This window comes from Serratia proteamaculans, from assembly GCF_949794035.1.
Taxonomy (GTDB): domain Bacteria; phylum Pseudomonadota; class Gammaproteobacteria; order Enterobacterales; family Enterobacteriaceae; genus Serratia; species Serratia proteamaculans.
This window is the reverse complement of sequence record NZ_OX461105.1, coordinates 2,396,628-2,419,701: the sequence shown is the minus strand read 5'-3', so window position 1 is coordinate 2,419,701 and position 23,074 is coordinate 2,396,628. Positions and strand designations below refer to the sequence as shown.

Annotated in this window: 23 protein-coding genes; 14 read left to right on the top strand and 9 right to left on the bottom strand. The window is 50.9% G+C overall.

Annotation, left to right across the window (positions count from 1 at the left end; translation table 11 throughout):
* Positions 1-107: 107 nt before the first annotated feature.
* Positions 108-671: a helix-turn-helix domain-containing protein gene (locus QOT07_RS11410; RefSeq protein WP_099061843.1), complete on the bottom strand. Its 564-nt coding sequence runs from the start codon at positions 669-671 to the stop codon at positions 108-110.
* Positions 672-784: 113 nt separating this feature from the next.
* On the opposite strand from QOT07_RS11410, the gene QOT07_RS11405 reads away from it, so the two are divergent.
* The 3 genes from QOT07_RS11405 (at position 785) to QOT07_RS11395 (ending at position 3,133) form a co-directional block, all read left to right on the top strand.
* Positions 785-1,966, top strand: coding sequence for a benzoate/H(+) symporter BenE family transporter (locus QOT07_RS11405; protein WP_283603136.1), 1,182 nt, complete (start codon positions 785-787; stop codon positions 1,964-1,966).
* A 116-nt stretch (positions 1,967-2,082) separates the two neighbouring features.
* Entirely contained in the window at positions 2,083-2,562 is a 480-nt protein-coding gene (locus tag QOT07_RS11400) for an MEKHLA domain-containing protein (protein WP_099061841.1), read from the top strand.
* Positions 2,563-2,632: 70 nt separating this feature from the next.
* On the top strand, positions 2,633-3,133 hold the full coding sequence (locus QOT07_RS11395) for a cupin domain-containing protein (protein ID WP_207977080.1): 501 nt from the start codon (positions 2,633-2,635) through the stop codon (positions 3,131-3,133).
* On the opposite strand, the gene QOT07_RS11390 is transcribed toward QOT07_RS11395, so the two are convergent.
* The gene (locus tag QOT07_RS11390) at positions 3,098-3,952 is read right to left on the bottom strand and encodes an aminoglycoside phosphotransferase family protein (RefSeq protein WP_261417607.1); all 855 of its coding nucleotides are present in this window, start codon (positions 3,950-3,952) and stop codon (positions 3,098-3,100) included. The two genes, QOT07_RS11395 and QOT07_RS11390, sit on opposite strands and share 36 nt — an antisense overlap.
* 143 nt (positions 3,953-4,095) lie before the next feature.
* On the opposite strand from QOT07_RS11390, the gene QOT07_RS11385 reads away from it, so the two are divergent.
* Both QOT07_RS11385 and QOT07_RS11380 read left to right on the top strand, forming a co-directional pair.
* Positions 4,096-4,473 carry a RidA family protein gene (locus QOT07_RS11385; RefSeq protein WP_261417606.1) on the top strand — a complete coding sequence of 126 codons (378 nt, stop codon included), beginning with the start codon at positions 4,096-4,098 and terminating at the stop codon, positions 4,471-4,473.
* A 114-nt stretch (positions 4,474-4,587) separates the two neighbouring features.
* Positions 4,588-4,857, top strand: coding sequence for a hypothetical protein (locus QOT07_RS11380; protein ID WP_129934806.1), 270 nt, complete (start codon positions 4,588-4,590; stop codon positions 4,855-4,857).
* Here the strand turns inward: QOT07_RS11380 and QOT07_RS11375 are convergent.
* Complete coding sequence (locus QOT07_RS11375) at positions 4,854-5,249, bottom strand: nuclear transport factor 2 family protein (RefSeq protein ID WP_099061836.1); 396 nt, start codon at positions 5,247-5,249, stop codon at positions 4,854-4,856. The two genes, QOT07_RS11380 and QOT07_RS11375, sit on opposite strands and share 4 nt — an antisense overlap.
* 233 nt (positions 5,250-5,482) lie before the next feature.
* Here QOT07_RS11375 and QOT07_RS11370 point away from each other — a divergent pair, with 233 nt between their 5' ends.
* From QOT07_RS11370 to gstA, 5 genes are all read left to right on the top strand, one after another.
* On the top strand, positions 5,483-6,148 hold the full coding sequence (locus QOT07_RS11370; protein ID WP_099061835.1) for an HD domain-containing protein: 666 nt from the start codon (positions 5,483-5,485) through the stop codon (positions 6,146-6,148).
* A 97-nt stretch (positions 6,149-6,245) separates the two neighbouring features.
* Positions 6,246-6,512, top strand: coding sequence for a DUF3811 domain-containing protein (gene yjbD / locus QOT07_RS11365; protein WP_085116604.1), 267 nt, complete (start codon positions 6,246-6,248; stop codon positions 6,510-6,512).
* Positions 6,513-6,621: 109 nt separating this feature from the next.
* The gene (locus tag QOT07_RS11360) at positions 6,622-7,959 is read left to right on the top strand and encodes an IS4 family transposase (protein ID WP_219017319.1); all 1,338 of its coding nucleotides are present in this window, start codon (positions 6,622-6,624) and stop codon (positions 7,957-7,959) included.
* Between the two features lie 197 nt (positions 7,960-8,156).
* Positions 8,157-9,041, top strand: coding sequence for a 4-hydroxy-tetrahydrodipicolinate synthase (gene dapA / locus QOT07_RS11355; RefSeq protein WP_129934808.1), 885 nt, complete (start codon positions 8,157-8,159; stop codon positions 9,039-9,041).
* Between the two features lie 92 nt (positions 9,042-9,133).
* The gene (gene gstA / locus QOT07_RS11350) at positions 9,134-9,739 is read left to right on the top strand and encodes a glutathione transferase GstA (protein WP_283603134.1); all 606 of its coding nucleotides are present in this window, start codon (positions 9,134-9,136) and stop codon (positions 9,737-9,739) included.
* A gap of 51 nt (positions 9,740-9,790) precedes the next feature.
* On the opposite strand, the gene pdxY is transcribed toward gstA, so the two are convergent.
* Positions 9,791-10,651: a pyridoxal kinase PdxY gene (pdxY, locus tag QOT07_RS11345; RefSeq protein ID WP_283603133.1), complete on the bottom strand. Its 861-nt coding sequence runs from the start codon at positions 10,649-10,651 to the stop codon at positions 9,791-9,793.
* 522 nt (positions 10,652-11,173) lie between these two features.
* On the opposite strand from pdxY, the gene QOT07_RS11340 reads away from it, so the two are divergent.
* Together QOT07_RS11340 and QOT07_RS11335 are read left to right on the top strand one after the other, a co-directional pair.
* Complete coding sequence (locus QOT07_RS11340; protein WP_283603132.1) at positions 11,174-14,251, top strand: autotransporter outer membrane beta-barrel domain-containing protein; 3,078 nt, start codon at positions 11,174-11,176, stop codon at positions 14,249-14,251.
* Between the two features lie 69 nt (positions 14,252-14,320).
* On the top strand, positions 14,321-17,467 hold the full coding sequence (locus QOT07_RS11335) for a DUF4214 domain-containing protein (RefSeq protein WP_283603131.1): 3,147 nt from the start codon (positions 14,321-14,323) through the stop codon (positions 17,465-17,467).
* An 83-nt stretch (positions 17,468-17,550) separates the two neighbouring features.
* Here the strand turns inward: QOT07_RS11335 and tyrS are convergent, their stop codons facing one another.
* The 4 genes from tyrS to anmK form a co-directional block, all read right to left on the bottom strand.
* Positions 17,551-18,825 carry a tyrosine--tRNA ligase gene (gene tyrS / locus QOT07_RS11330; RefSeq protein ID WP_085116600.1) on the bottom strand — a complete coding sequence of 425 codons (1,275 nt, stop codon included), beginning with the start codon at positions 18,823-18,825 and terminating at the stop codon, positions 17,551-17,553.
* A gap of 266 nt (positions 18,826-19,091) precedes the next feature.
* Positions 19,092-19,745 (bottom strand): pyridoxamine 5'-phosphate oxidase, encoded by a 654-nt coding sequence (gene pdxH / locus QOT07_RS11325; protein ID WP_099061829.1) that lies wholly within the window; start codon positions 19,743-19,745, stop codon positions 19,092-19,094.
* Positions 19,746-19,832: 87 nt separating this feature from the next.
* Positions 19,833-20,135, bottom strand: coding sequence for an MliC family protein (locus tag QOT07_RS11320; RefSeq protein WP_099061828.1), 303 nt, complete (start codon positions 20,133-20,135; stop codon positions 19,833-19,835).
* A 45-nt stretch (positions 20,136-20,180) separates the two neighbouring features.
* A complete protein-coding gene (anmK, locus tag QOT07_RS11315; protein WP_112347510.1) occupies positions 20,181-21,302 on the bottom strand; it encodes an anhydro-N-acetylmuramic acid kinase in 1,122 nt (373 codons plus the stop codon).
* Between the two features lie 367 nt (positions 21,303-21,669).
* Here anmK and QOT07_RS11310 point away from each other — a divergent pair, with 367 nt between their 5' ends.
* Positions 21,670-22,134: an outer membrane lipoprotein gene (locus QOT07_RS11310; protein WP_099062075.1), complete on the top strand. Its 465-nt coding sequence runs from the start codon at positions 21,670-21,672 to the stop codon at positions 22,132-22,134.
* A gap of 87 nt (positions 22,135-22,221) precedes the next feature.
* Here the strand turns inward: QOT07_RS11310 and slyA are convergent, their stop codons facing one another.
* Complete coding sequence (gene slyA, locus QOT07_RS11305) at positions 22,222-22,656, bottom strand: transcriptional regulator SlyA (RefSeq protein ID WP_099061826.1); 435 nt, start codon at positions 22,654-22,656, stop codon at positions 22,222-22,224.
* Positions 22,657-22,836: 180 nt separating this feature from the next.
* Here slyA and QOT07_RS11300 point away from each other — a divergent pair, with 180 nt between their 5' ends.
* Complete coding sequence (locus QOT07_RS11300; RefSeq protein ID WP_170925021.1) at positions 22,837-23,073, top strand: DUF1656 domain-containing protein; 237 nt, start codon at positions 22,837-22,839, stop codon at positions 23,071-23,073.
* Position 23,074 lies beyond the last annotated feature (1 nt).

The window sequence follows — 23,074 nt, the reverse complement described above, 5'->3', positions numbered from 1 at the left end:
GTGGGTGATTGGCAAAATCAAGCTCCCTTTGATAGTTAATAAGAATCATTTTCAATAAGGTAGGCGTTTGGTGAGGCGGAGTCAAAGCCTGCGCCAATGCCGTTGAGTCAGAATTTAGGGTAGTGAATCAAATCGTGAATGCGCACCGTCTGTTGACTGGCATTACGGTAGGCATGGGGCCGATCGGCCTGAAAGCGCATCGCCTCACCGTGGGTCAGGTGGTGCCACTCGCCGTCTACCGCCAGTTCCAGCTCACCGCTGATGACAATCACATGCTCAATCACGCCCGGCTCGTGGGCCGAAGATTCGCTTAGCGCGCCCGGCGCCAGATCGATAACGAACAGGTCAAAACCCAGTTGCCGATCGAATGGGAACAACGGCACCACCCGCATATCGGCATTGTATTGATTGAACACCGGAGCATCGCCATAGCGATGCAGTGTGGCCTGCTGTTGCAGCGGCGAGATCTCCAGAAAGGCAGAAAAAGCCACGTTAAAACCGGTAGCGATTTTCCACAAGGTAGCCACCGTCGGGCTGGACTCCCCCCGTTCGATCTGCCCCAGCATCGCCTTGCTGACACCGGTGTTTTCGGCCGCCTGCGCCAGGCTCCAGCCGCGCTGCATGCGCAGCGATCGAAGCGTTTGTGCCAGATGGCCAGACAATTCCTGCATGTTTTTCTCCCCTGATAGTGCGGCTGATTATAGCCACTTGTGCGCTATAACGCACGGTGCTATGCTCGCCGTTCATCGTGCGTTATAACGCACAACCGTTGCCGGAGTGTGCCATGCGCCCTGCTATCTCTTTACGTCATCTGTCCCTGTCTGCCGTCATGGCTGGCTTTGTTGCGGTATTGGTCGGCTACACCAGTTCTGCCGCGATTATCTTTCAGGCTGCCGCCGCGGCCGGCGCCACGCCGTTGCAGATCGGCGGCTGGTTGAGCATGTTAGGGCTGGGGATGGGCATTACCTCGCTCGGGCTGTCGCTGTATTACCGTACGCCCATTCTGACGGCCTGGTCGACCCCCGGTGCCGCCCTGCTGGCCACCAGCCTGCCCGGCACGCCGATTAACGAAGCGATTGGCGTATTCATCTTCGCCTCCGGGCTGATCCTGCTATGCGGCGTAACCGGGCTGTTCGCCCGGCTGATGGATTATATTCCGCAGGCCATTTCGGCAGCGATGCTGGCGGGGATCCTGCTGCGCTTTGGCCTGGATGCTTTTGCCTCGCTGCAGGTCAATTTCGTGCTCAGTGCCGGAATGGGCCTGGTGTATCTGATGACACGGCGCTATCTGGCGCGTTATGCGATTGTGCTGACGCTGCTGGTCGGGCTGGCGATTGCGGCACTGCAGGGCAATATTCATCTTTCACCGCAACCGCTGGCGTTCGCCATGCCGGAATTTATTACGCCCCACTTTAGCTGGTCGACACTGCTGGGCATTGGCGTGCCGTTCTTTGTGGTCACCATGGCGTCACAAAACGCCCCCGGCATCGCCACGCTAAAGGCGGCCGGCTACAACGTCCCGACTTCGCCACTGATTAGCTGGACGGCGCTGACAGCACTCTTGCTGGCGCCGTTCGGTGGGTTCTCGGTGTGTATCGCCGCCATCACCGCGGCTATCTGTATGGGGCCGGACGTGCATCTCAATCCACAACGCCGCTATATGGCCGCCGTCGCCGCCGGGGTATTTTATCTGCTGGCCGGCGTGTTCGGCGGCGTTATCGGTATGTTGTTCAGTGCATTACCCGTCGCCTTGATCCACACCATTGCCGGGCTGGCCCTGCTGGGCACTATCGCCGGTAGTCTGCAACGCGCACTGCAGGATGAAAAACAGCGCGACGCCGCGCTGATCGCCTTCCTGATCACCGCGTCCGGCGTGACGCTGTTCGGCGTCGGCTCTGCCTTTTGGGGGATTATTGGCGGTGCGGTTGCTCATATCATCCTGTCGCTGCCGCAGCGGGCAAAATAGCCCCAAACTGTGTTTAAGTCTCGGTTCACCCGGCAATATGTTCCCCCTTCGGCGATCTTCTGCTTAACTGAGAGGGGGAACGATTGTTGCCCCTCGGGACCGTTAAGGGAGCCTTTATGCCATCTTCCGCGCAGATTGACCTGATTCAACAGATAGATGTCGCGTACCAACACTGGACTGGCGAAGGCCTGCCCGGCCCACAGGCGGCTACCGCCGAACGCTTCCCCTGGCTACATCAGCAGGCCCCCTACAGCCTGCTGGCTCACACCGGCGGCGGTGACCCGGTGTTTATCTATGCCAACCACTGTGCTCAGCAGTGCTTTGGCTATTCCTTCGATGAGTTTATCGCGTTGCCTTCGCGGTTAAGTGCATCCCCGGCGGACCGCGCAGAGCGCCAGCAATTACTGGATACGGTGACTCGGCAAGGTATTGCTCAAGGCTATCGCGGCCTGCGCGTCGATAAATTCGGTGACACCTTTACTATTTATGATTGCGAGGTGTGGCAGATCCCAAATGGAGGTCAGGCCGCGCTGTTCTGGCCACAACCCAAACGCCGACCGGGCTGGTATAACCACCCGGAACATGCAAATCGATAAAGGCTGGAGGCCGTGCTGCTGCCGGTTTCGCCATTGTTAACGATTAAGTGACAATGTCACGAGGATAGTCATGAATGACCCTGCCGCGCTGCTTGCCCAGCGCCTGATCCGTAACTTCGAACAGGTTGAAAAAACGCACGATTCCCGCCCGCCGCTGTATGACAGCATAGGTGCCCGTTTGGGTACCGGCACTGCCGCCAGCAAGCTGGGGGCTTCCATCGATATCGTGGCACCGGGCATGCGTTCCTGCCCTTATCACTTTCACTATGCACAGGAAGAAATGTTTATCGTACTGGAGGGAACTGGCACTTTACGGGTGGCTGGCGAACACCTGCCAATTAAAAGCGGTGACATGATTTTTATCCCGCCGGGGCCGGAATACCCACATCAGATCATCAACAGTTCGGACGCGCCGTTGAAATACCTCTCCATCAGCACCCGCGAACAGCCAGAACTGGTGGAGTACCCGGACTCAGGCAAGTTTCAGGCGACGGCGCTGCATGAGGGTGAACCGGTGCGCTATGTGCAACGTCCTTCAGCCTCGCTCGATTATTGGCAGGATGAACCCTGAGTCCCCTTCCGGTAGCGGGAGGTCCAACGCGCGTGCGGCCTGTTCTGCGACACGGAAATCGATATCCGCTGCCTCTCCATCCTCCATAAACCAGGCCGCGGACAACCCGGCCCAGGCGAGGATCCACTGCAGCAGACGCTGGCGATCCAGCCCGGCCAGTTGGCAGACCTGCTCTACCCGGCGGAGAAAAATATCGGGGTCGGTAGCAATACCGTAATTGGGGTTACAGAAGATATTGGCGTAGTCGAAGGCGCGTTCGCCATACAGACGTTTAGGGTCGATCACCAACCAGCCGCGCTCGCCGAAGTCCAACACGTTGTCATGGTGAATGTCGCCATGCAGCACGCTCAGTTCACGCGGACTGGTCAGCAGCTCCGCCGCCACCGTGGCACTGAGACGCAGCATGCCGCCGTGCGCCTGCGCCGCCGGCCACAACGAGTTAAACCACTGATCTAAAGGGATCAGCTCCGGCAAAGGCTGAGCGCGCGGCGCATGCAGACGGGCAATCACCTGACACAGGATCGCCGTCGCCTGCCGATCGTCGCCGTCTCGCACCATCTGCGGCAGTGAGAGGCCACCTTGCGCGCGCTCCAGCAAAATACCGTCGTCATGCCAGGCCAGCACTCGCGCAGCGCCTTCGCCCTGCCACCAGCACATCAGTAGTCCGCCGAACTTCTCTTCCTGTTCGCGGGCAATTTTCAGCATGGCGGCGACCCCCTGATAGCGTACCGGCATCAGCAGGCTGCTGTGAGTTTCAAATGCCGGGCCGTCGGGTTGCAACTGCCAGCGTTGCATATAGGGAATTAAGGTCTGATTCATTACCCTGAAACGTCCTTCACAGTTATAAATGAATGTTAGTGATATTATTTAAAAGCAATAAGTCTCAGCGTACTTCCGATGTTCACTACTCCATCCTAACCAAGTTTGTTTACTTTTTTAATTAATCTCTCGGGGTTTTTACCATGACATCATTGAAGCGCATTAATTATCCGCAGTTGCCGACGCCGGGCGGGCCCTATGTCCATGCGGTGCGCCATGGCGATACGCTGTATATTTCCGGACTGACGGCATTTGCCACTGAGGCTCAGGGGCAAAGCACGGCACAACAGGCGCAGGCGATTCTTGAGCAGTTGGCGACTATCGCCGCCGACGAAGGGACCAATCTCAAGGCGCTGATTAAAATAACGGTGTTTTTAACCGATATCGACGATCTGCAGGCCATACGACCGGTGCTGTTTGATTATTTTGATGGGGCGCTACCGGCCTGTTCACTGGTCGCGGTCAGCGCATTGTTCTCACCGCAGGTCAGCGTTGAGATCGAAGCCGTCCTGGCGTTATAAGATAAGGGCGCTATAGCCCGCCCTATGAAAACCGACCCGGCGCACGTTTGTCTTTACCACCTTCAGGAGACTTCTGTTAATTTATCCTAAGAAATTTATTACCGACGAGACGTTATGCAACAAAAGCCGGTTATGCACGAAGCCAGACAGTTAAAGCGCCTCAACGCCGCCACGCGACGGCAATCCCATATGTACAAGTGGATTGCCTTTATCGCGGCGATGGACGCGGTGCTGGTGTTTTTTTATGACCGGGATATGCGCAACATTACCTTTTCAGGCGCTGTCGCACTGGTATGCGGCTATTTGTGGATCCGCGATCGCAACAAGGCACGCGCTTACCGACGGGAGTACGATCGCAAATTTGGCAAACACAGCGGCCTTTAGCCCTGCATGGCTTCCAGCACTTTTGCACTGTCAACGATTTGCACAAACTTGATGATTTTTCCGGCGCGCAACTGATAAATATGTGCAAAGGATGCGGTGAATGATTTGCCGGTCGCGCCATAGGTGCCATGGTAGAAGCCCTGGGCGATGACGTTCTCACCGGCATCATAGAAGTGATCGACTTCGGCGCGATAACCCTGCCATTCCGTTCCCAGGCGCTGATGAACATTTTTGAAGATCGCCTCTGGGCCAATATAGGTGCCGGCGTAGGGAAAGCCTGCGGCTTCGGTCCATTGCGCGTCTGGCGCCAATGCCGCCAGCAGGTTGCGGCCATTCTCTTCGGCACTGCCGCCTTCATAGGTAGCGCGTACGATTTCAAGATTCGTTGACATGGCTTTTCTCCAGTTGCATAAGCGGGATACTCCGGCCAACCCCACGGACACAGGCTTACACCAAGCGGGGATGACCGGAATAGGAACATTCTAGGTTGCTTATTCCGGTATAAAAACCGCGATTACGACAATAGTCTGTTGCAATACAGTAAACAATCCTTTTACAGATCTGTCATAACCGCCTCATCGTCGGCTGCTATGATTTTAGGTTTGCCACCCATAAGGAGCATAGCGTGCATTTTTCAACCCTGGCGCAGGAATTGCTGCAGCCGTTTTCACCTCATCAGGAATTGGCCCAGGCACTGTTGCCACTGACTCTCGATTCCGATGACGGCTCACATGACGTGGCTCATTTGCACCGCGTGTGGAAAAATACTCACACTATCAGCCAGCAGGAAGGCGGTAACCGCCGCGTGCTCTGTGCGGCCGTGCTGTTACATGATTGTGTGGCGGTGGAAAAGAACTCGCCACAGCGCCATCTGGCCTCACGCATGGCGGCGGAAAAAGCCACCCTGATGTTGACGCAACTGGGCTGGGAGCCGCAGGAGATCGCCAAAACCGCCCATGCTATCGAGGCCCACAGTTTCTCCGCCGCCATTACCCCGGAAACGCTGGAAGCCAAAATACTTCAGGATGCCGACCGCCTGGACGCCATCGGCATGATTGGCGTGGCGCGCTGTTTCTATATTGGCGGGCGTATGCGCAGCGCATTGTACGATGCTGCCGATCCGCTGGCGCAGCAGCGCCAATATGACGACAAGCGTTTTTGTCTGGATCACTTCGAAACCAAACTGTTCAAGTTGCAGGAAGGTTTTCAAACCGCGACCGGCAAGAAAATGGCGCTGGAACGCACCGAGCGCATGCGGCGTTTTCTCAGCGAGTTGCAGGAAGAGATGTGACAAGCTGGCTCTCTCGGCATTTAGGTTACGGCAGCGGCATCTTCGGGCCTTTAATTGCTGTACACTGGTTGTCATCTTCACTGACCAGGCTACAACAATGAAAAAACTGACGCTGAAAGACATGACGGAAAGCGAGCAACGTGAAGTTAAAACCGAGCTGGATAAAGCACGCAAAAACCTCGGTCGTGCATTAACCAACGCCGAAAATAACAAGATCAAAGATGAAGTGGTGGCACGCATTACTGCCGCCCGTGCGAAAATTGAAAAAGCCACCCGAGCCGAGCGTAAAGCCAATCGCATCCAGCCCACCGGTGAAACCTTCAACTGGACGGCCTCGATGAACAGCACCCGCCGCCCCCGCTAAGACCGCCAGAAAACCCTGCCAAGGCGCAATGCCGATCAGTTAAGGATCGGTTGACCGATCCTTAATCTGCGGCAATATAACGGCTTCCATTACAGGGAGCCGTTTTCTTATGCCACTTCTCGATGACCTGCTCAGTTTTAGCGACCAGCCTTTGTTACCGCCACCTTCTGCGCAGATTTTTGCTGAACATCTTCCTGTTGAATGGCTCCAGCATTGCCTTTCTCTGTCTACCCATGCCACCGTCAGACGCCGCCGCCTGCCCGGGGACATGGTGGTCTGGATGGTCGTTTGTATGGCCTTCTTTCGTAATGAGCCCATTACCGATATTGTCCGCCGCCTTAACCTCAGTGCCGATGGCGAAGCCGGCACGCAGCTTCTGGCACGCAGCGCCATTACACAGGCACGCCAGCGTGTCGGTGCTGCCCCTGTTGAATGGCTGTTTCGCCAGACAGCACGAACCTGGGGGACTGAACGCTATCCCAAAGATGACTGGAGAGGATTGCAGCTCTTTGCCGTCGACGGTGCACAACTGCGTACGCCCGATGAACCGGAACTTCGTGCGCATTTTGGTTCCAGTAACACCTCTACAGACCGACAGAGTCCTTTTCCGGTGATGCGTCTGGTGGCGTTGATGAACCTGAGCAGTCATGTTCTGCTGGATGCGGTCACCGGGCCTTACCGGTGTAGCGAGACCCGGTTGGCGCATGACCTGATTAAGGCGTTACCGGATAACTCCATCACCCTGTTTGATAAGCTATTTTTTAGTGCGGATTTACTAACAGGGGTGAACCATGGCGGCGAAAATCGCCACTGGCTACTGCCTGCCCGCAAAGGGATGGTCGCAGACGTGCAGGAAAGCTACGGAGCGGGCGACCGTCTGCTAAAAATGAAAGTCTCTGCGCAGGCTCGAAAGCAAAACCCGGCCCTTCCTGAGTCCTGGTATGCCCGGGCGGTCAGTTACGATATCGGCGGTGTGGAGAAAACCGTGCTGACTTCATTGCCTGCGGATCGTTATCCGGCCAAAGCGGTGGCGGAGCTTTATCATTCCCGATGGGAAATCGAAGTGGGTTTTCGCAATATCAAAAGCAGCCTGCAGAGTAATGCGATGGTGCTGAGAAGCCGCAAAGTGGAGTTGCTGCATCAGGAAGTGTGGGGGTTGCTGCTGGCTTACAACCTTATCAGGCGGGAAGCGGCGCTGACGGCAAAACAGTATAAAAGAGCGCCGTCGGAGATGAGTTTTAAATTTGCTTTTGGGGTAATAGCGACGGAACTGATAGTGCTGGGTAATACGGTATCCCCCGGAACGATACCGAAACGGCTGATGCACCTGAGGGGGAGTTTGGAGGCGATGTTCATAACAAAACGCCCCCGACCATCAAGGCCGAGGGCGGTTAAGATATCAAAAACCCGTTATCCGGTGAATCGTTATGCCTCACCACTTAAGTGAACGGCATTGTGCCAAGGCGGGGTTTTTTATTTCCCTTTTTTATTAGCCAAACTCATCTGCAAGACTTAATCATGAATAACCATGTTATCAAGCGGTTGTAAATTGACAGCCTCATGCAGAATATTCATTATCAGCGCATCATCTCCTCGCTTGTTTTCTTATCTGGCTTCTTATTGCTCGCACTGAAGGAACTTACTATGGCCTCATTTTCCGGTATTTGGGTGGCGCTGGTTACCCCATTTAATCATCACGCCGTCGACCTGCCTGCGACCCAACGACTGGCTCAACATCTGATCGCCTCTGGCGTCGATGGGTTGGTGGTCTGTGGCACTACCGGTGAGGCAGCCGCGTTAAGCCAGGACGAGCAGTTGGCAGTGCTCGATGCAGTGTTGGCCGTCACCCCGGCTCATCAGGTGGTTATGGGCCTGTCCGGCAATAACATGGTCGACACCTTGCAAATGCAGCAGGCGATCCAGCTGCGTGATATCGCCGGCGTATTGATCCCTGCCCCTTATTATATTCGCCCATCGCAATGCGGCCTGGTGGACTACTTCACCCAGCTTGCCGATGCCTCAAGCGTGCCGGTGATCCTGTACAACATTCCGCAACGCACCGGTATTGTGATCGAGCTGGCTACCCTGCGGCAGATCGCGCGTCACCCGCAAGTGAAAGCGATCAAAGAGTGTAGTGGTAATCCTGACACCATGATGGCGCTGATTAATGACGGTGACATCGACGTACTGACCGGTGAAGATAACCTGATCCTCACTACGCTGTGCCTGGGCGGCACCGGCGCAATTTCTGCCTCTGCACACATTCACCCGCAGCGCTTTGTACAGCTGGTACAACAGGTCGCAGAGGGAGATTTGATTGCCGCCCGGGCAAATTTCTATGCCCTGCTGCCGATGATCCACCAGATGTTCAGCTTCCCTAACCCGGCACCGGTCAAAGCGGCGCTGGCGCAACAAGGCTTGATCCACAACGAGTTGCGCTCCCCCATGCAGGCCGTGCCGCAGGCGTTGCAACAGCAAATTGCCGATACCCTGGCGCAGTTGCAGCCGCAGGCCGAACTGATAAGTTAAATTTGTCGATTAAACCGCTGTAATTTTGACGTTATAGAGCTAGGATCACAGGTTAAGCATGCCTGTCACTCATCACTATCAAGGAGCTTTCGATGAAACTGTTCTATAAAGCCGGTGCCTGTTCTCTGTCTCCCCATATTGTTCTGCGCGAAGCGGGCCTGGATTTCACAGCGGAAAAGGTTGATCTGGCGCTGAAAAAGACCGAAAGCGGCGCGGACTACCTGGCCATCAACCCTAAAGGACAAGTACCGGCGCTGCTGCTGGATGATGGCAGCCTGTTGACCGAAGGCGTGGCGATTGTGCAATACCTGGCGGACCGCGTGCCGGACCGTGGCCTGATCCCCGCTGCGGGGACCTTGTCGCGTTACCATGCGATTGAATGGCTGAATTATATCGCCACTGAGTTGCACAAGGGATTCAGCCCGCTGTTTAACCCAAAAACGCCGGAAGAATACAAAACCATCGCGCGGGAAAAGCTGGATAAACAGTTCGACTATCTGGACTCGGTGCTGGCGAAGCAGCATTTCTTGTTGGGAAACCGGTTCAGCGTGGCAGACGCCTATTTGTTCACCGTGATGCGTTGGGCAATTGCCCTGCAGTTTGATATCAAAAAGCGCGCGCAGCTTTCGGCCTATTTTGATCGCGTGGCCGCACGGCCAGCCGTAGATGCAACCTTGAACGCGGAAGGTTTGAAATAAGATCTGCGCCCCGGCGAGACAATCCGCCGCCGGGGCACTTTGCCAGCAAAGTTACAGTTTTACCGCCTTAAACTCACAGCCCGGCTGCACAATACGATCCTGAGCCGCGACCACCTGCAATTCATACTCACCCATAGCCTGAGTCGTCAGCATCACCTCATACACCGCCGCCGTCACGTGCTCCAGCGCTTTGTCTAACGCCTCGCCCTTCAGCAAATTAACCAACAACAGACCGCTGGTCAGATCACCGACACCGACCGGTTGACGCTCGCCGAAATCTACCAGCGGACGGCTGATGTGCCAGGCTTGGTCTGCCGTAACCAACAGCATCTCGAAACAGTCAAGATGGTAACCGGCGCGGCTAAGATGCTTGACCAGCACCACTTTCGGCCCTTTGGCAATCAGCTCGCGTGCAGCGCTAACCGCCTGCTCCACGTTGGTCACGGTGCGCTGGCTCAGCAACTCCAGTTCCAGCAGGTTGGGGGCAATCATGTCACTGCACGGCAACGCCTGCTGACAGTGAAACTCTGCCACACCCGGCGCCACGATACAGCCCTTTTCCGGGTGACCCATCACCGGATCGCAGAAGTACCAGGCGTTCGGATTGGCCAGCTTGACCTGACGCACAATCTCCAGGATATGGCTGCCCTGCTCCGGCGAACCGATATAACCACTCAACACCGCATCGCAATGCTTCAGTTGGTCAATATTCGCAATACCCTGAGCAATCTCCGTCAGGTGGCTGGCCAGCATCACGCAACCGGTCCACTTGCCGTACTGGGTATGATTGGAAAACTGCACGGTATTCAGCGACCAAACGTTAACACCCATGCGGCGCATCGGAAACTCTGCCGCGCTGTTGCCTGCATGGCCAAATACCACATGGGATTGAATAGAAAGAATGTTTTTCATTTTAATTAGGTTGCAACCTTACCAAAACCTGACCATGGAAAATTAAACGAAACAAACGCCACAGATGTGCAGTCGTTCACTGAACACATCATACTCCAAACGTTAGAATTTAAATAATAAAGTACAATAAAAACTTTAAAAATAACAAGTTAGGTTATTAACAATAAAAGTTACGGTTGCAATCGCTCATACAAACTTTAGCAACATCCATGGTACTTTTCCTAAAAATTCGACTCTCAAAAACCCAGAATACATTGTTATCAGTCAGCTAGAGAATACTTGCTATTTCATCCACTTGAACTAATTCTCCATTGCAGCTACGTTTAATTTCAACTTTGAATAAATTAGCTTGGCTTTTACTTATTAACATATCAATAAATGAAATACATAGCACGATAATAATCAACTAAATCAACTATACCAGTAGTCATAATAGGTGATTTTATATCACTTTATCGTAATGGAATTTTTTGCGCTCAGCCATCTATAGCTTGCATATCACAACTTAAATCTGGAGGTAACATGAGTAAAATTAAATATCAAAAAGACGTTGCCGCTCTTTATTATGCCTGTCTGGGGAAAAAAGCAGACTCCGCCACACTGACTTTTTATGCCGATGTTTTATCTGGCGGCAAAGTTGATCAAACTCTCTTGGTCAATACGTTCGTTGCCGCATTGGATGGTCAATCACGCTATCAACATCTCAATAATGAGGAAAAGGTCAGCTATGTTTACCAAAATATAACCGGCGCCCCTGCCCCCGGAAACGTGGTAGCCCATTGGTCAAATGAGCTAAATCAAGGCCACTCAATAGGTTATATGGTTCAGAATCTTGTGCGCGAATTTCGAGATTATAACGGGAGTAATACAGAGCTTATAGAGGGTGCAACACAGTTGGAAAATACCATCAACGCAACACTTTACCCTGCTTTCAACCAAGGACCCGAAGTTTACGCCTCCGCGGCCGATATCCAAGCGATCTATTATGTAATTGGTGGGAGCATGGTCGCTGAGGGCATCAATTTTTGGGCTCAGGCATTATACAGTGGCCAAAGCACACTAAGCCAAATCGCCCAGCACTTCATAGAAACCAGACCTAAAACGGCCGGGTTAAGTGATGCAGATTTCGTTAAAAAAATATTCAACCTGACGTTCAAAACGCCCCCTAACGATGCTGAATTGGCCAAGTATCTTGCTGGTCTTGGCTCTCACACAGAGAGTCGCGGCGAAGTCGTCGCAAGAATGATCGAAGATATTCGAAATGATACGACACACCCCCACGCTAAGGAAACCTTCCTTGGCGCAACTCATGTCTACGCTGCCGGCCAACTTCCAACGGCCCAATACAAAGAAACTGTCGCCGCGTTATACTTGGGCATCGCGAAAAGTGACGCATCAGCATCAGCTATTGATACCTATAGTAAGTTTTTGGCTAGCGGCAACTCTGAATTAGCCTTGTTGAAGATGCTAGCCAAATCACCTCAATTTAGTGAGGCCAGTAATTTCAAACAGATATATAACGAGTTGTATAACGCTGGCGGCTCCACTTCCGAGCAAGTATATAAGGCCATTCTGCTAAAAAGTGGGAATGACCCATTGAAAGCGACGCTGCTTATCATTGACTCTCTACGTAGCGGGAAGTATCCATTAGATAATGGTCAAATTCCGAGCGATTCATTAGTGAAGAAATTCAATGCAAGTATTGGAGAAGCGTTGGGTTATAAAGAAAAGGCTATATTGACGCTAGACAGTAATGGTGGCGTTCTTACAGGAACAATTAACTCAGATAAATTACATGTGTTATCACCTGCAGAAATAACATCCCTTAAAGAAATAACGATAAATGCCAACGCTGACTTACAGAAATCCCTTGACCTCTCAGAATTAAATGGAATAAATAAAATCACTCTAATCGGAGATTATGCCAGTAATAAAACACTATTGAGTTCAATTTCTGCAGCATGGCTCTCACCAACACTTATTCTTGATGAAAAAAATATTGTAAACGCTGGAGGAGAAGTTGACTTAACAAGCTTCATAGTTGACAAGAAGGTGTTTATAAAAGATGGAGCCGACATTACTGATGTCACATTTAACCTTGTTTTCGGATCAAGTGGAAACAGCCTGTTATTTTGGAATGGAAATGCGACAGCCACCGCAGGAAATATGGTCAGCGATAAGTTGACCGCGCAGACAAATCACTCATACTCTATTTACAGCGACTACTTGATTTCAGCTAACTTTTTTACTAAAAAAATCTACACCATTACAGAACAAAATGGTGATACCACCACAGAAATACGCGGAAATAGTGGGAGTTATAATTACTTCTCCGCCTTTGACCTGACTAACTATATCGGAAAAACAAATATTTATCGCGACGGTTTATTGACAGGAACCCAAGACAGTAAAGTCTTTGATTTCGGTCTTGCGACGCAGTCCGGTACGGTGAATGGTTGGGACGGGCTAACTGTGTCTGGAGCAGTAAATAATGTACATGTCATTAATTTTCATAAAGGCTATGGATATGGCAATGGTGACAGTAATATTCTTCGCTACCGAGAGGATGCCGGTACAGCCAGCACATTACATATCGAAATGGCCCCATCAACCCAGAGCACCATATCGGACATCGCTCTGACGGTGCGTCTGGGCGAAAATGAAACTGACCACATCAATGCTGGTACTCTCAGCCTGACAACCCATTATCAGGGGACGGTTAATCATAGATCAATTAACATTGAGTCACGAGGTGAGAATGGTACCTTGAGGTTGGCCGGTGGTGATAATAACATTACAGATATTAACATAAATGGAGCCACCATACATTCCCACACTTTAAATTTGACTATTTCTGAAGACTTTAGTAACTCGCTAAACTATGTCGGTATAGAACCTACTGCCGACCGCTATCAAGACCATATTATTAATTTGCATATGGAGAAGGGAGGTTCCGGTGGTAGTTCATTTTATCAGACATTAGTGTCTCTCAATAACAACTCTCCTTTTCAGGCTGTCATTGATGAATTATCAGGTGAGCAACTGCTCGTTTCTGGCGGAAATTCAGGGGATAACCTTCAGGTGATGGGAAATACAACTATTATCGATGACACTAGGAATGATGCCGCAGATATTTATCGCTTTGCCGACAGTAGCATCGACAACCTGGTTACCACCTTAGCTCCGGGTAATCGAGACAAAATACTCGTTGGCGCGGAAAACCACCAATGGATATTTGGCACCGGCGGCTATAAAGAAATGGCTGTGTATGGCAGTGTTGTCGGTAGCAGTGCCCTGAATACACTATTTCACTCCTTAGACTCCAGCCAATCTGGCTCTGCGCAAAACATGTTTAGTGCAATACTGGAAAGTGTAACTGAAGGAAAAAGCCAAGGTCAACTTTCTGAAGTCGGCATGTTGAAACTCGATAAAGCGCTTTATGTAATCATAGATAAAAACCATAATCAGTCATTTGATGATAATGACATTGTGTTCTCCTTGGGTAACAAAGATCCCTACCAGACTGCAGTTAGTCTTCATTATAAATCCCCTCCTATACAATTGACGGCGGAAAACCATATGATAAGCGAAGTGCTGTAATACACCATTTAAGTGATGAAAACATAGAAAATCATAGTTTTAAAATAATTTTTTTGATGAGAGGGTTTCATGAGCTTACTACAAGAACAACATATTTTTTCCGCCATTTACCTGGCTACATTAGGCAAAAAAGCCGATATTGCCACACTTGATTATTTTGGAAGGCAATTAGACAGCAATAAAACCAACCCCACCACGCTCGCCAACGCATTAATTAACTCACATGATGGGCATAATCGTTACGATGGCCTGAACAATAGCGAGAAAATCAGTTATATTTTTAAAAACATCACCGGAACGGAACCTGATAGCACTACATTATCAGCGCTAGTTTTAGACGCTGAAAATGGAAAAACACTGGGCTCTATCACCGTAAGCATTATAAATAAAACAGAAAATTACAATGGTACAGATCAGAATTTGCTGCAGCAGCAAATTCACCTGGAAAAGGCCATTATCACAACCCTTTACCCTGCGTTCGACAAAACCATTGAATATGGCTCTTATGCATCTGATATTCAAGCAATTTATTATGTAATTGGCGGCGCAATGGTATCAAGCGGAATTAACTTTTGGGCTAACGACTTGATTAATAACCCCGATAAACTTGATAAAATTGCTCAAAACTTCATCAGCACCCGCCCCTCGTTAGATAATTTAAACAACGAGGATTTTATAAAGACCATATTCAAAAATACCTTTGATAAAGAGCCATCTTCGCAGGATATATCAAACTATATTACTGGGTTAAATGACAGTACAGAAACTCGTGGGGATGTTGTTGTCAGAATGATTAATGATATACGCAATGACGATAGCAACTCTCAAGCCAGTGTGAATTTTAATCAAGCGACCAAGGTCTACCTTTCTGGTGAAATGCCCGATTTGAAATACCAAGAAGTTGTGGCCTCCTTCTACCTGGCCATTGCCAAAAGCACTGTCCCGGCATCTGCGCTGGATACATACAGTAAGTATTTAGCCAGTGGTAACACGGAATTGGATTTATTGAAAGTACTGGCTAACTCTACTCAATTTAGCCTGGCAGATAACTATAATGTAGTATATCAGTATCTTTATGGTGAAAAACTGACACAAATAGAGTCTCAGGCTATCCTTTTAAAAGCTGGCAACAATAAATATCAGGCAACTAACCTTATCATTGAAGCCTTCCGGGCAGGTGATTATCCGTTGGATAATCACAGCACTCCCCTTGATAAAAACCTGGTCATAAATTTTGAGCGCGAGATTAACTCCTCATTAAATTATGCCACTGGCCCAGCATCTTTAGATATTTCAGCGAATGGCGGCAACCCGTCAGGATCTTTAAACACCGGCGAAATGCATCAACTAACCAATGCAGAACTATCAAAAATAACAGAGATCACTCTGAATGCCAGTGCTGAGAAAAGCGTTGATCTTTCATTCAGTAAAATAACCTCAGTTACACTCACTGGAGAGTTCTCCACCAGCAATATTGTTTTAGATTCCTTAACTAAATACGGAAAAGACATTACTTTATTACTCAGTAATGAAGGTCTCCAACATGCTAGTTCAACCGTTAACCTTGGAAATGGAAATATTGATGTCATTGTTAAACCGGACGCTGACATCGCCAAAGCAAATACACAATTATTGTTTTCTCCAGGAAACAGCAACTCGAATAAACAAGGCCTTTATTGGGACGGTAATGGCCAAAATAACGATGCGAATCAAGTAAGCGCCCTGTTTACCGCTAAAACAAATGGGTATGACAGAACGACCACATCCATTTCTGCAAATTTCATCACCAAGGATATTCTCCTGACTACCCAGCAAGATAGCTCGATTAATGCGGAAATAAAAAGTAGCTATGACCAATTTTTCGGTTTCCAATATATAGACTTAACACACTTTAGAGGAACCGGTAGCATTTATCTTGATGGGACATTGGTTGCAACCGAAGGGACAAAAATTTTAGATATTGGCGTATCCAATAAAACAGCAAGCATTTATAATCCACAGTTTGCCAATGTGAATACGCTAACACAGGCATCAGTCACTGATGGAAACTATACTGGCAACTTCGGTCTTACTATCTCAGAGTACTCTGGTGAAATCCACGTAATAAACATCGCACCAATGCCATATGACTACAGCCCCTACAGCTTGGCATTTAATGGCGATGTTACATCAGCCAGTAAGATTTATTTGAACTATGCTCAGAATAACTCTACCGGAACAGACCTTCAAGGGTTTGGTATTCGCTTGTCTGCACCTGAGTTAAAGACATTAAATGCAGGCACTGTCGATATTTCGGCCAAAGGGAATTATACCGGCGCTCTGGTTATTATAGCCGAAGGGAATCGTACGGAAAAAAGCCTCATTCTTTCAGGATCGGATAATCATATACAAAGAATTGAGCTGGATGGCATGACATTCAATACGCTCAACCTGACTATTTCGCACGATTTCAGTGACTCACTAAAAACCATCAATGCAATTCCTTATGTTGATCATCGTTCATCGGACACAATCCTGAATTTAACCGCAGAGAAAGGCGGCACCGGTGGCGGTAGCTTTTATGACACATTACTGAGTCTGACAGATACATCTGCATTCTCTGAAATAGAGGCGCAACTCGCAGGGGATCAACTTTGTGTCGGAAACGTACAGAATCCCGGAGGGTTCAGCAGCGCATCTATTCACATTAATCAGGCCAAGGTACAGGGAAATAGCACGCTCGAAGCGGCCGTAGATCTAAGTTTTACCGATAGCCGTGTTGATAGCCTGGTTTCCTTATTGACGCTAACAAATACGACGAAAATACGAGCAGGTGACAATGACCAGCAGTGGGTATTTTCTGCAACAGGCGACAAAAGCATGCAAGTCTACGGTAGCGTAACTAAGCCAGCAGACTTAAACACCCTGTTCGGTAGTATTGATATGTCAGAGATAAATACGGCAAACACCCTATTTTCAAAGGTTTTGGAAACCGTGTCTAACGGGGCTAGCCAAGGTCAACTCGCTGAGGTCGGTGCGATAAAATTAGACCATACTTTGTATGTCATTATTGATAAAAATCACAATCAATCGTTCGATGAACAAGACATTGTTTTTGCCTTGGGTAACCAAAAAGCTGAGTTGGATATTTATCAAACTGCGCTTAGCCTGCACTACCAATCGCCAACAATAAACGGCGTTGCCAGCCATACAAGCGATTCAGAAATTTTCGCCTAACCTTCAGCTAACCGGCCTCAGCCCGCTGAAAATGAAAAAGCCCGGGGATTACTCCTCGGGCTTTTTCATTCAGACAGACGAGTTTACTTCCAATCGACCAGGCAGTAATGCTTTTTGCCGCGGCGCAGCAGCGTGTAGCGACCGAACAGGCGATCGGTATCGCTGAAGCTGTATTCGGCGTTGGACTGCTTCTCACCGTTGATGGTCACCGCATTGGAACCGATCATGGTGCGCGCCTGGCCACGGGAAGGCACCAGTTCGGCATTTACCAGCGCCTGTTGCAGATCGGCGTCGCCATCGAGCTTGATGGTCGGCATGCCGTCCTGCGCCAACTGGGCGAAGTCTGCTTCGGTCATCTCGTGCAGCGCGCCAGAGAACAGGCTCTGGGTGATACGCTTGGCCGCGGCCAAACCTTCCGCCCCGTGTACCATACCGGTCACTTCTTCTGCCAGAACATACTGGGCGCGTGGCGCTTTACCGCTGTTCTTGTCTTCTTCTTCCAGCGCGTTGATCTCGGCCAGATCCATAAAGGTGAAGAACTTCAGGAAACGGTATACGTCGGCATCGGCCGTGTTGATCCAGAACTGGTAAAACTTGTACGGACTGGTTTTTTCTGGTGCCAGCCAGACTGCGCCGCCTTCGGTCTTACCGAATTTGGTCCCGTCAGCCTTGGTGATCAACGGTACGGTCAGGCCAAATACCTGTTGCTGGTGCATGCGGCGAGTCAGATCGATACCGGAGGTGATATTGCCCCACTGGTCGGAACCGCCGATCTGCAGTTCAACCTGATGACGGTTGTACAGTTCGGAGAAGTCATAGCCCTGCAACAGGTTGTAGGAGAACTCGGTGAAAGAAATGCCCGAGTCGTCACGGTTCAGACGCTGCTTCACCGCTTCCTTGTTGATCATCTGGTTGACGGAGAAATGCTTGCCAATATCACGCAGGAAGGTCAGTACGTTCATACCGCCGAACCAATCGTAGTTGTTGGCGGCAATTGCGCTGTTACTGCCGCAGTCGAAATCGAGGAACGGAGAAACCTGTTTGCGGATTTTATCCACCCACTCATTCACCGTCTCGGTGGTGTTCAACTTGCGCTCAGCCGCTTTGAAGCTCGGGTCACCAATCAGACCGGTGGCACCGCCAACCAAGGCTACCGGCTTGTGCCCGGCGAGCTGGAAGCGCTTCAGGCACAACAGAGGAACCAGATGGCCCAAATGCAAGCTGTCAGCGGTCGGATCGAAACCGCAATACAGTGCAATTGGCCCTTGCGCCAGTCGCTCTGCTAACGCTTCTTCATCCGTAACCTGGGCAACGAGGCCCCGCTCTTGCAGTTGTTTAATCAAGTTGCTGCTTGCCATCAATGACTCCATGTATAAACGAATGCACCTTTGTCGGTACACGACCTTTCGCCCACTGGCGAAATATTAAATTCAGAATAACGACTATACCCAAAATAATTGGGGTTGCATCAAGGCGGCCAGACCGTAAATCCCCAGGAGCTTAGTCAACTAAGTGACTGGGGTGCGCGGACGCCGCCAACACAGATGCAGCTTCAAGTATGAAGGGGATATAGAATAAAGCGCCAGCGGCATCAGTACCAGCGCTTAAGGGGGATTTTCGCTGTTCAGGGTGCCAGTCGGTCAATTTTCCAGTCATTCCCGTCCCGCTGATACAGGAAACGGTCATGCAGACGGTTGGCACCGCCCTGCCAGAACTCGACGGAATCGAAATTAACCCGGAATCCACCCCAGAAACTCGGCAGTGGCACTTCGCCCTGTTGGAATTTTTGCTTCAGTTCGAGGAATTTGCTCTCCAGCACGCCACGCGCTGAAATACGCGATGACTGCTGCGACACCCAGGCACCGATCTGGCTGTCTTTCGGTCGGCTGGCGAAGTATTTCATCACTTCGAACGTGGACAAGCGCTCCGCTTTACCGAGGAAAATCACCTGACGGTCGAGCATGTGCCACGGGAACAGCAGGCTGATGTGCGGGTTATTCGCCAGTTGCTGAGCTTTGCGACTCCCCAGGTTGGTGTAGAACACCAGCCCTTTATCATCAAAATGCTTGAGCAACACAATACGCTGGTAGGGCTGGCCGTTTTCGTCCACCGTCGCCACACACATGGCGGTCGGATCGGCCAGGCGGGCGTCACAGGCCTGTTTCAGCCAATGTTCGAACAGTTCCAGCGGATTGGCGGACAGGTCGTTACGGCGCAGGCCGCCACGGGTGTATTCGCGGCGCAGGTCCGCAACATCAAATTCATTATTTTCAATCATTCGGTTATCAACCAACTGAAAAATCGTGATTCTATTCTGCGCCAGCGGCGTCAGGATCTCAATCGCTCTGACGCCGCACCGGCCTGATCAATTCGTCAACGTACAATCGCTCATGATCACTTTGCCATTGCGCTCAAGATAGGCGTTTTGGCCCTTCGACCAAAAGGTATATTTACCGTCGCTGTATTTTGCACCGGACATGGCCAGCACCTGTTTCAGCTTCAGTTGCTCACCGTCCATCAACATGCTGACGGTGCTCTCGTTACCGTCCAGTGACACCGTTAACGGCGTGGTGCCGCACTGGTAATGCAAGGTCTGGCTGTTTTGCGGCAGAACGTAGCTGCAGCCAGCCAGTGCCAGTACGCCAGCGGCAATGATGATTTTTTTCATGCTGTTGCTCCTTAGGGAAATCCATCGATTTCTATCCTAACAGAGCTAGCGGCCCCCTAAAGGCAAAACCGGATAAATCCCACCCAGCAGGGTCTCACGGCTGGCGCCGGTGACCGAAGGCAGGTTACCGGGCTGCCCGGACAAGGTGCGAAACGCCAGCCAGGCAAAGGCCAAAGCCTCCATATCATCACCGCTGATGCCGAAATCATCTGTCAGGCACACTTCGGTACCCGGCAATAGCGCAGACATCCGTGCCATCAACAAGCTATTACGCGCCCCACCGCCACAGACCAGCACACGTTCGCAGCCGCCCGCCAACTGGACCTGTTCGCAAATGGTGATTGCCGTCAGTTCTGTCAGCGTGGTTTGCACATCAACCGGGCTTATCGCCGCCAAACCCGCTAACTGACGCTCCAGCCAGGCTGCATTGAAATATTCTCGCCCGGTGCTTTTCGGTGCCGGCAGCGCGAAGTAAGGATCGGCCAACATCTGTTGCAACAGCGGTAAGCAAACCCGCCCTTCCATCGCCCAAGCGCCGTCCTTATCGTAAGGCTGTGAGTGATGACGCCATATCCAGGCATCCATCAACATATTGCCCGGCCCGGTATCGAAGCCGCGCACCGCAGCCCCCGGCAATAACATCGACAGATTGGCGATGCCGCCGATATTCAGCACCATACGACGCTCTACCGGATGCGCCAGCAGCGCCTGATGAAAGGCAGGCACTAACGGAGCCCCCTGGCCGCCGTAGGCCATGTCACGTCGGCGAAAATCACCAACGGTGGTGATATTGGTCAACGCGGCAATGCGATTATTGTCACCCAGCTGCATAGAGAAACGCGCATCCCCCTCCGGTTCGTGCCAGACCGTCTGCCCATGACAACCGATGGCAGTGATGTCGTGCGCCGCCACACCGGTTTGCTTCAGCAAGCCCAGTACGGCCTCGCCAAACAGCGTGCCAAGCTGTGCATCCAGCCGTCCCACCGCAGAAAGCGTGGTCTGCTGGCCCTGACACATCCCGAGAATATCCTGCTTCAGTTGGATCGGCATCGGATGGCTGTAACTGGCCTGTTGCGCAACCATACGTCCATCGATCGCAGCGAGCACCACGTCGACGCCATCCAGACTGGTGCCAGACATAACACCTATATAGCGGCCTGACTTCATAGCGACATCCTTTACCCTTTACGGGGAAGCAAAATTTTGACCTGACAAATAAACCAGAATTGCCACATTAACGCCATGAATTATGTTGTATTTTTTCACCTCTGTGAGCAATGTGCCTGTTTCCTGCCAGAGCCACATATTGATAACTACGGTTAAACAGTGGTTCAACCCGCAACGTATTTTCTTTCGACGCTGTTATAAAGCTAAACCACCGTTTAATATTGGTTGAACAGAGCAAAGTTAAGCTGCGTGCAGTAGCGGGTCATGGTGATGTGCGTGCGTTTAGGCCATACTTTGTCTATCATTTTTATGAATCTGGCCTGGAAAGGTTCCCCAGGTTATGGACTACTACCAACAGGAGTTTTATATGATCAAGCGTCTTCTCGTCGTTGCCATCGCCGCAGTTACGCTGGCAGGGTGTGCCAATGATTCCATGTCCGGCGACGTTTATTCCGCTTCGCAGGCCAAACAGGTGCAAACCGTGACTTATGGCACGCTGGTTTCTGTGCGCCCGGTCAAGATCCAGGGTAGTGAAACATCGAACACCATTGGCGCCATCGGCGGTGCCGTGCTGGGTGGTTTCCTCGGTAACACCGTTGGCGGCGGCACAGGCCGTAGCCTGGCAACGGCAGCCGGTGCGGTAGCGGGTGGCGTTGCCGGTAACAGTATCGGTGAAGCAGCCGGTCGTACTACAGGCTATGAGCTGGAAATCAAGACCGACCAGAAAGAGAACATCGTGGTGGTTCAGAAGGCAGGCGACACCAAGTTCAGCCCAGGGCAACGCGTTCGTATGGCTCGCACTGGCGATACCATTACCGTATCCCCGCTGTAAGCTGAATCTAGCAGGTAAAACCGGAGGCTTTAGGCCTCCGGTTTCATTTCCGATGCTGTGAAATCAAATCGAAAAAAGAAGAAATTATTATTGTTTATTTTGCAGTTCAGTGATGTTTTGTTCCAACTTGCCAATCAAACCCACCAGCAAATGCACTTCATCGGTGGTAATTCCGCTCAAAATTTCACCTCGCGTAGAACTGATGACGCTGTCCACTTCCCGGATAATCGGGTCGGCCGCTTCGGTCAGTTTGATACGCTTCGCACGCCGGTCATTGGCGCAGGTGTGGCGAGTAATCAACCCCTTCTCTTCCAGTTGGTCCAGCGTACGAACCAATGACGGTTGCTCAATGCCGATCGCCTTGGCCAGTTGGATCTGCGACTGCTCCGGCGGCAAACGATTGATACTGTGCAAGGTTACCCAGTGTGTTTGCGTGAGCGCCAACGGCTTGAGCCGATGATCAATGAGCGCGCGCCATACACGAACTAATCGTGCTAAATCTGAACCTAATGTTGACTCCACTTACCCCTCCTTATAATTAGCATGCTAACATACCCTCCCAGAGCTTAGACTATTTTGAGTAACAAGCATTAAAAACACAAATGTATATAATGTATATTGTGGAAATAGCCACCATTTTGATCTGTTATTGTTTATTCTCTATGCAAAGACTCAACATATTCACTCATCGGGATTGTTAATGTGAATACTTCATGGCTTCATGCCTCGTCCCCGCTACCCGATTTGGTGCTGGGCGCCTCGCTTTATTTTCCACCCATATTTAAGGCTGTGTTGCTTGGCCTGGTTTTATGGTTACTGGTACACCACCTGCTGCGAGACTGGATTTATTCCGGCGAAATTTGGCATCCCATGCTGATGGATTTGTCTATTTTCGTCATTGCCGTCAGCGGCTCCCTGTGGCTTTTAGCGAGTTGGTAAC

What these genes read in the sequence shown, in the direction of transcription:
- pdxH (WP_099061829.1), bottom strand. Translation starts at nt 19,745, where the DNA reads ATGATTGAAAATAATGAATTTGATGTTGCGGACCTGCGCCGCGAATAC.
- anmK (WP_112347510.1), bottom strand. Translation starts at nt 21,302, where the DNA reads ATGAAGTCAGGCCGCTATATAGGTGTTATGTCTGGCACCAGTCTGGAT.
- QOT07_RS11380 (WP_129934806.1), top strand. Translation starts at nt 4,588, where the DNA reads ATGCAACAAAAGCCGGTTATGCACGAAGCCAGACAGTTAAAGCGCCTC.
- tyrS (WP_085116600.1), bottom strand. Translation starts at nt 18,825, where the DNA reads ATGGCAAGCAGCAACTTGATTAAACAACTGCAAGAGCGGGGCCTCGTT.
- yjbD (WP_085116604.1), top strand. Translation starts at nt 6,246, where the DNA reads ATGAAAAAACTGACGCTGAAAGACATGACGGAAAGCGAGCAACGTGAA.
- QOT07_RS11410 (WP_099061843.1), bottom strand. Translation starts at nt 671, where the DNA reads ATGCAGGAATTGTCTGGCCATCTGGCACAAACGCTTCGATCGCTGCGC.
- QOT07_RS11360 (WP_219017319.1), top strand. Translation starts at nt 6,622, where the DNA reads ATGCCACTTCTCGATGACCTGCTCAGTTTTAGCGACCAGCCTTTGTTA.
- QOT07_RS11405 (WP_283603136.1), top strand. Translation starts at nt 785, where the DNA reads ATGCGCCCTGCTATCTCTTTACGTCATCTGTCCCTGTCTGCCGTCATG.
- QOT07_RS11395 (WP_207977080.1), top strand. Translation starts at nt 2,633, where the DNA reads ATGAATGACCCTGCCGCGCTGCTTGCCCAGCGCCTGATCCGTAACTTC.
- QOT07_RS11320 (WP_099061828.1), bottom strand. Translation starts at nt 20,135, where the DNA reads ATGAAAAAAATCATCATTGCCGCTGGCGTACTGGCACTGGCTGGCTGC.
- dapA (WP_129934808.1), top strand. Translation starts at nt 8,157, where the DNA reads ATGGCCTCATTTTCCGGTATTTGGGTGGCGCTGGTTACCCCATTTAAT.
- gstA (WP_283603134.1), top strand. Translation starts at nt 9,134, where the DNA reads ATGAAACTGTTCTATAAAGCCGGTGCCTGTTCTCTGTCTCCCCATATT.
- pdxY (WP_283603133.1), bottom strand. Translation starts at nt 10,651, where the DNA reads ATGAAAAACATTCTTTCTATTCAATCCCATGTGGTATTTGGCCATGCA.
- QOT07_RS11335 (WP_283603131.1), top strand. Translation starts at nt 14,321, where the DNA reads ATGAGCTTACTACAAGAACAACATATTTTTTCCGCCATTTACCTGGCT.
- QOT07_RS11400 (WP_099061841.1), top strand. Translation starts at nt 2,083, where the DNA reads ATGCCATCTTCCGCGCAGATTGACCTGATTCAACAGATAGATGTCGCG.
- QOT07_RS11310 (WP_099062075.1), top strand. Translation starts at nt 21,670, where the DNA reads ATGATCAAGCGTCTTCTCGTCGTTGCCATCGCCGCAGTTACGCTGGCA.
- QOT07_RS11375 (WP_099061836.1), bottom strand. Translation starts at nt 5,249, where the DNA reads ATGTCAACGAATCTTGAAATCGTACGCGCTACCTATGAAGGCGGCAGT.
- QOT07_RS11340 (WP_283603132.1), top strand. Translation starts at nt 11,174, where the DNA reads ATGAGTAAAATTAAATATCAAAAAGACGTTGCCGCTCTTTATTATGCC.
- QOT07_RS11390 (WP_261417607.1), bottom strand. Translation starts at nt 3,952, where the DNA reads ATGAATCAGACCTTAATTCCCTATATGCAACGCTGGCAGTTGCAACCC.
- QOT07_RS11385 (WP_261417606.1), top strand. Translation starts at nt 4,096, where the DNA reads ATGACATCATTGAAGCGCATTAATTATCCGCAGTTGCCGACGCCGGGC.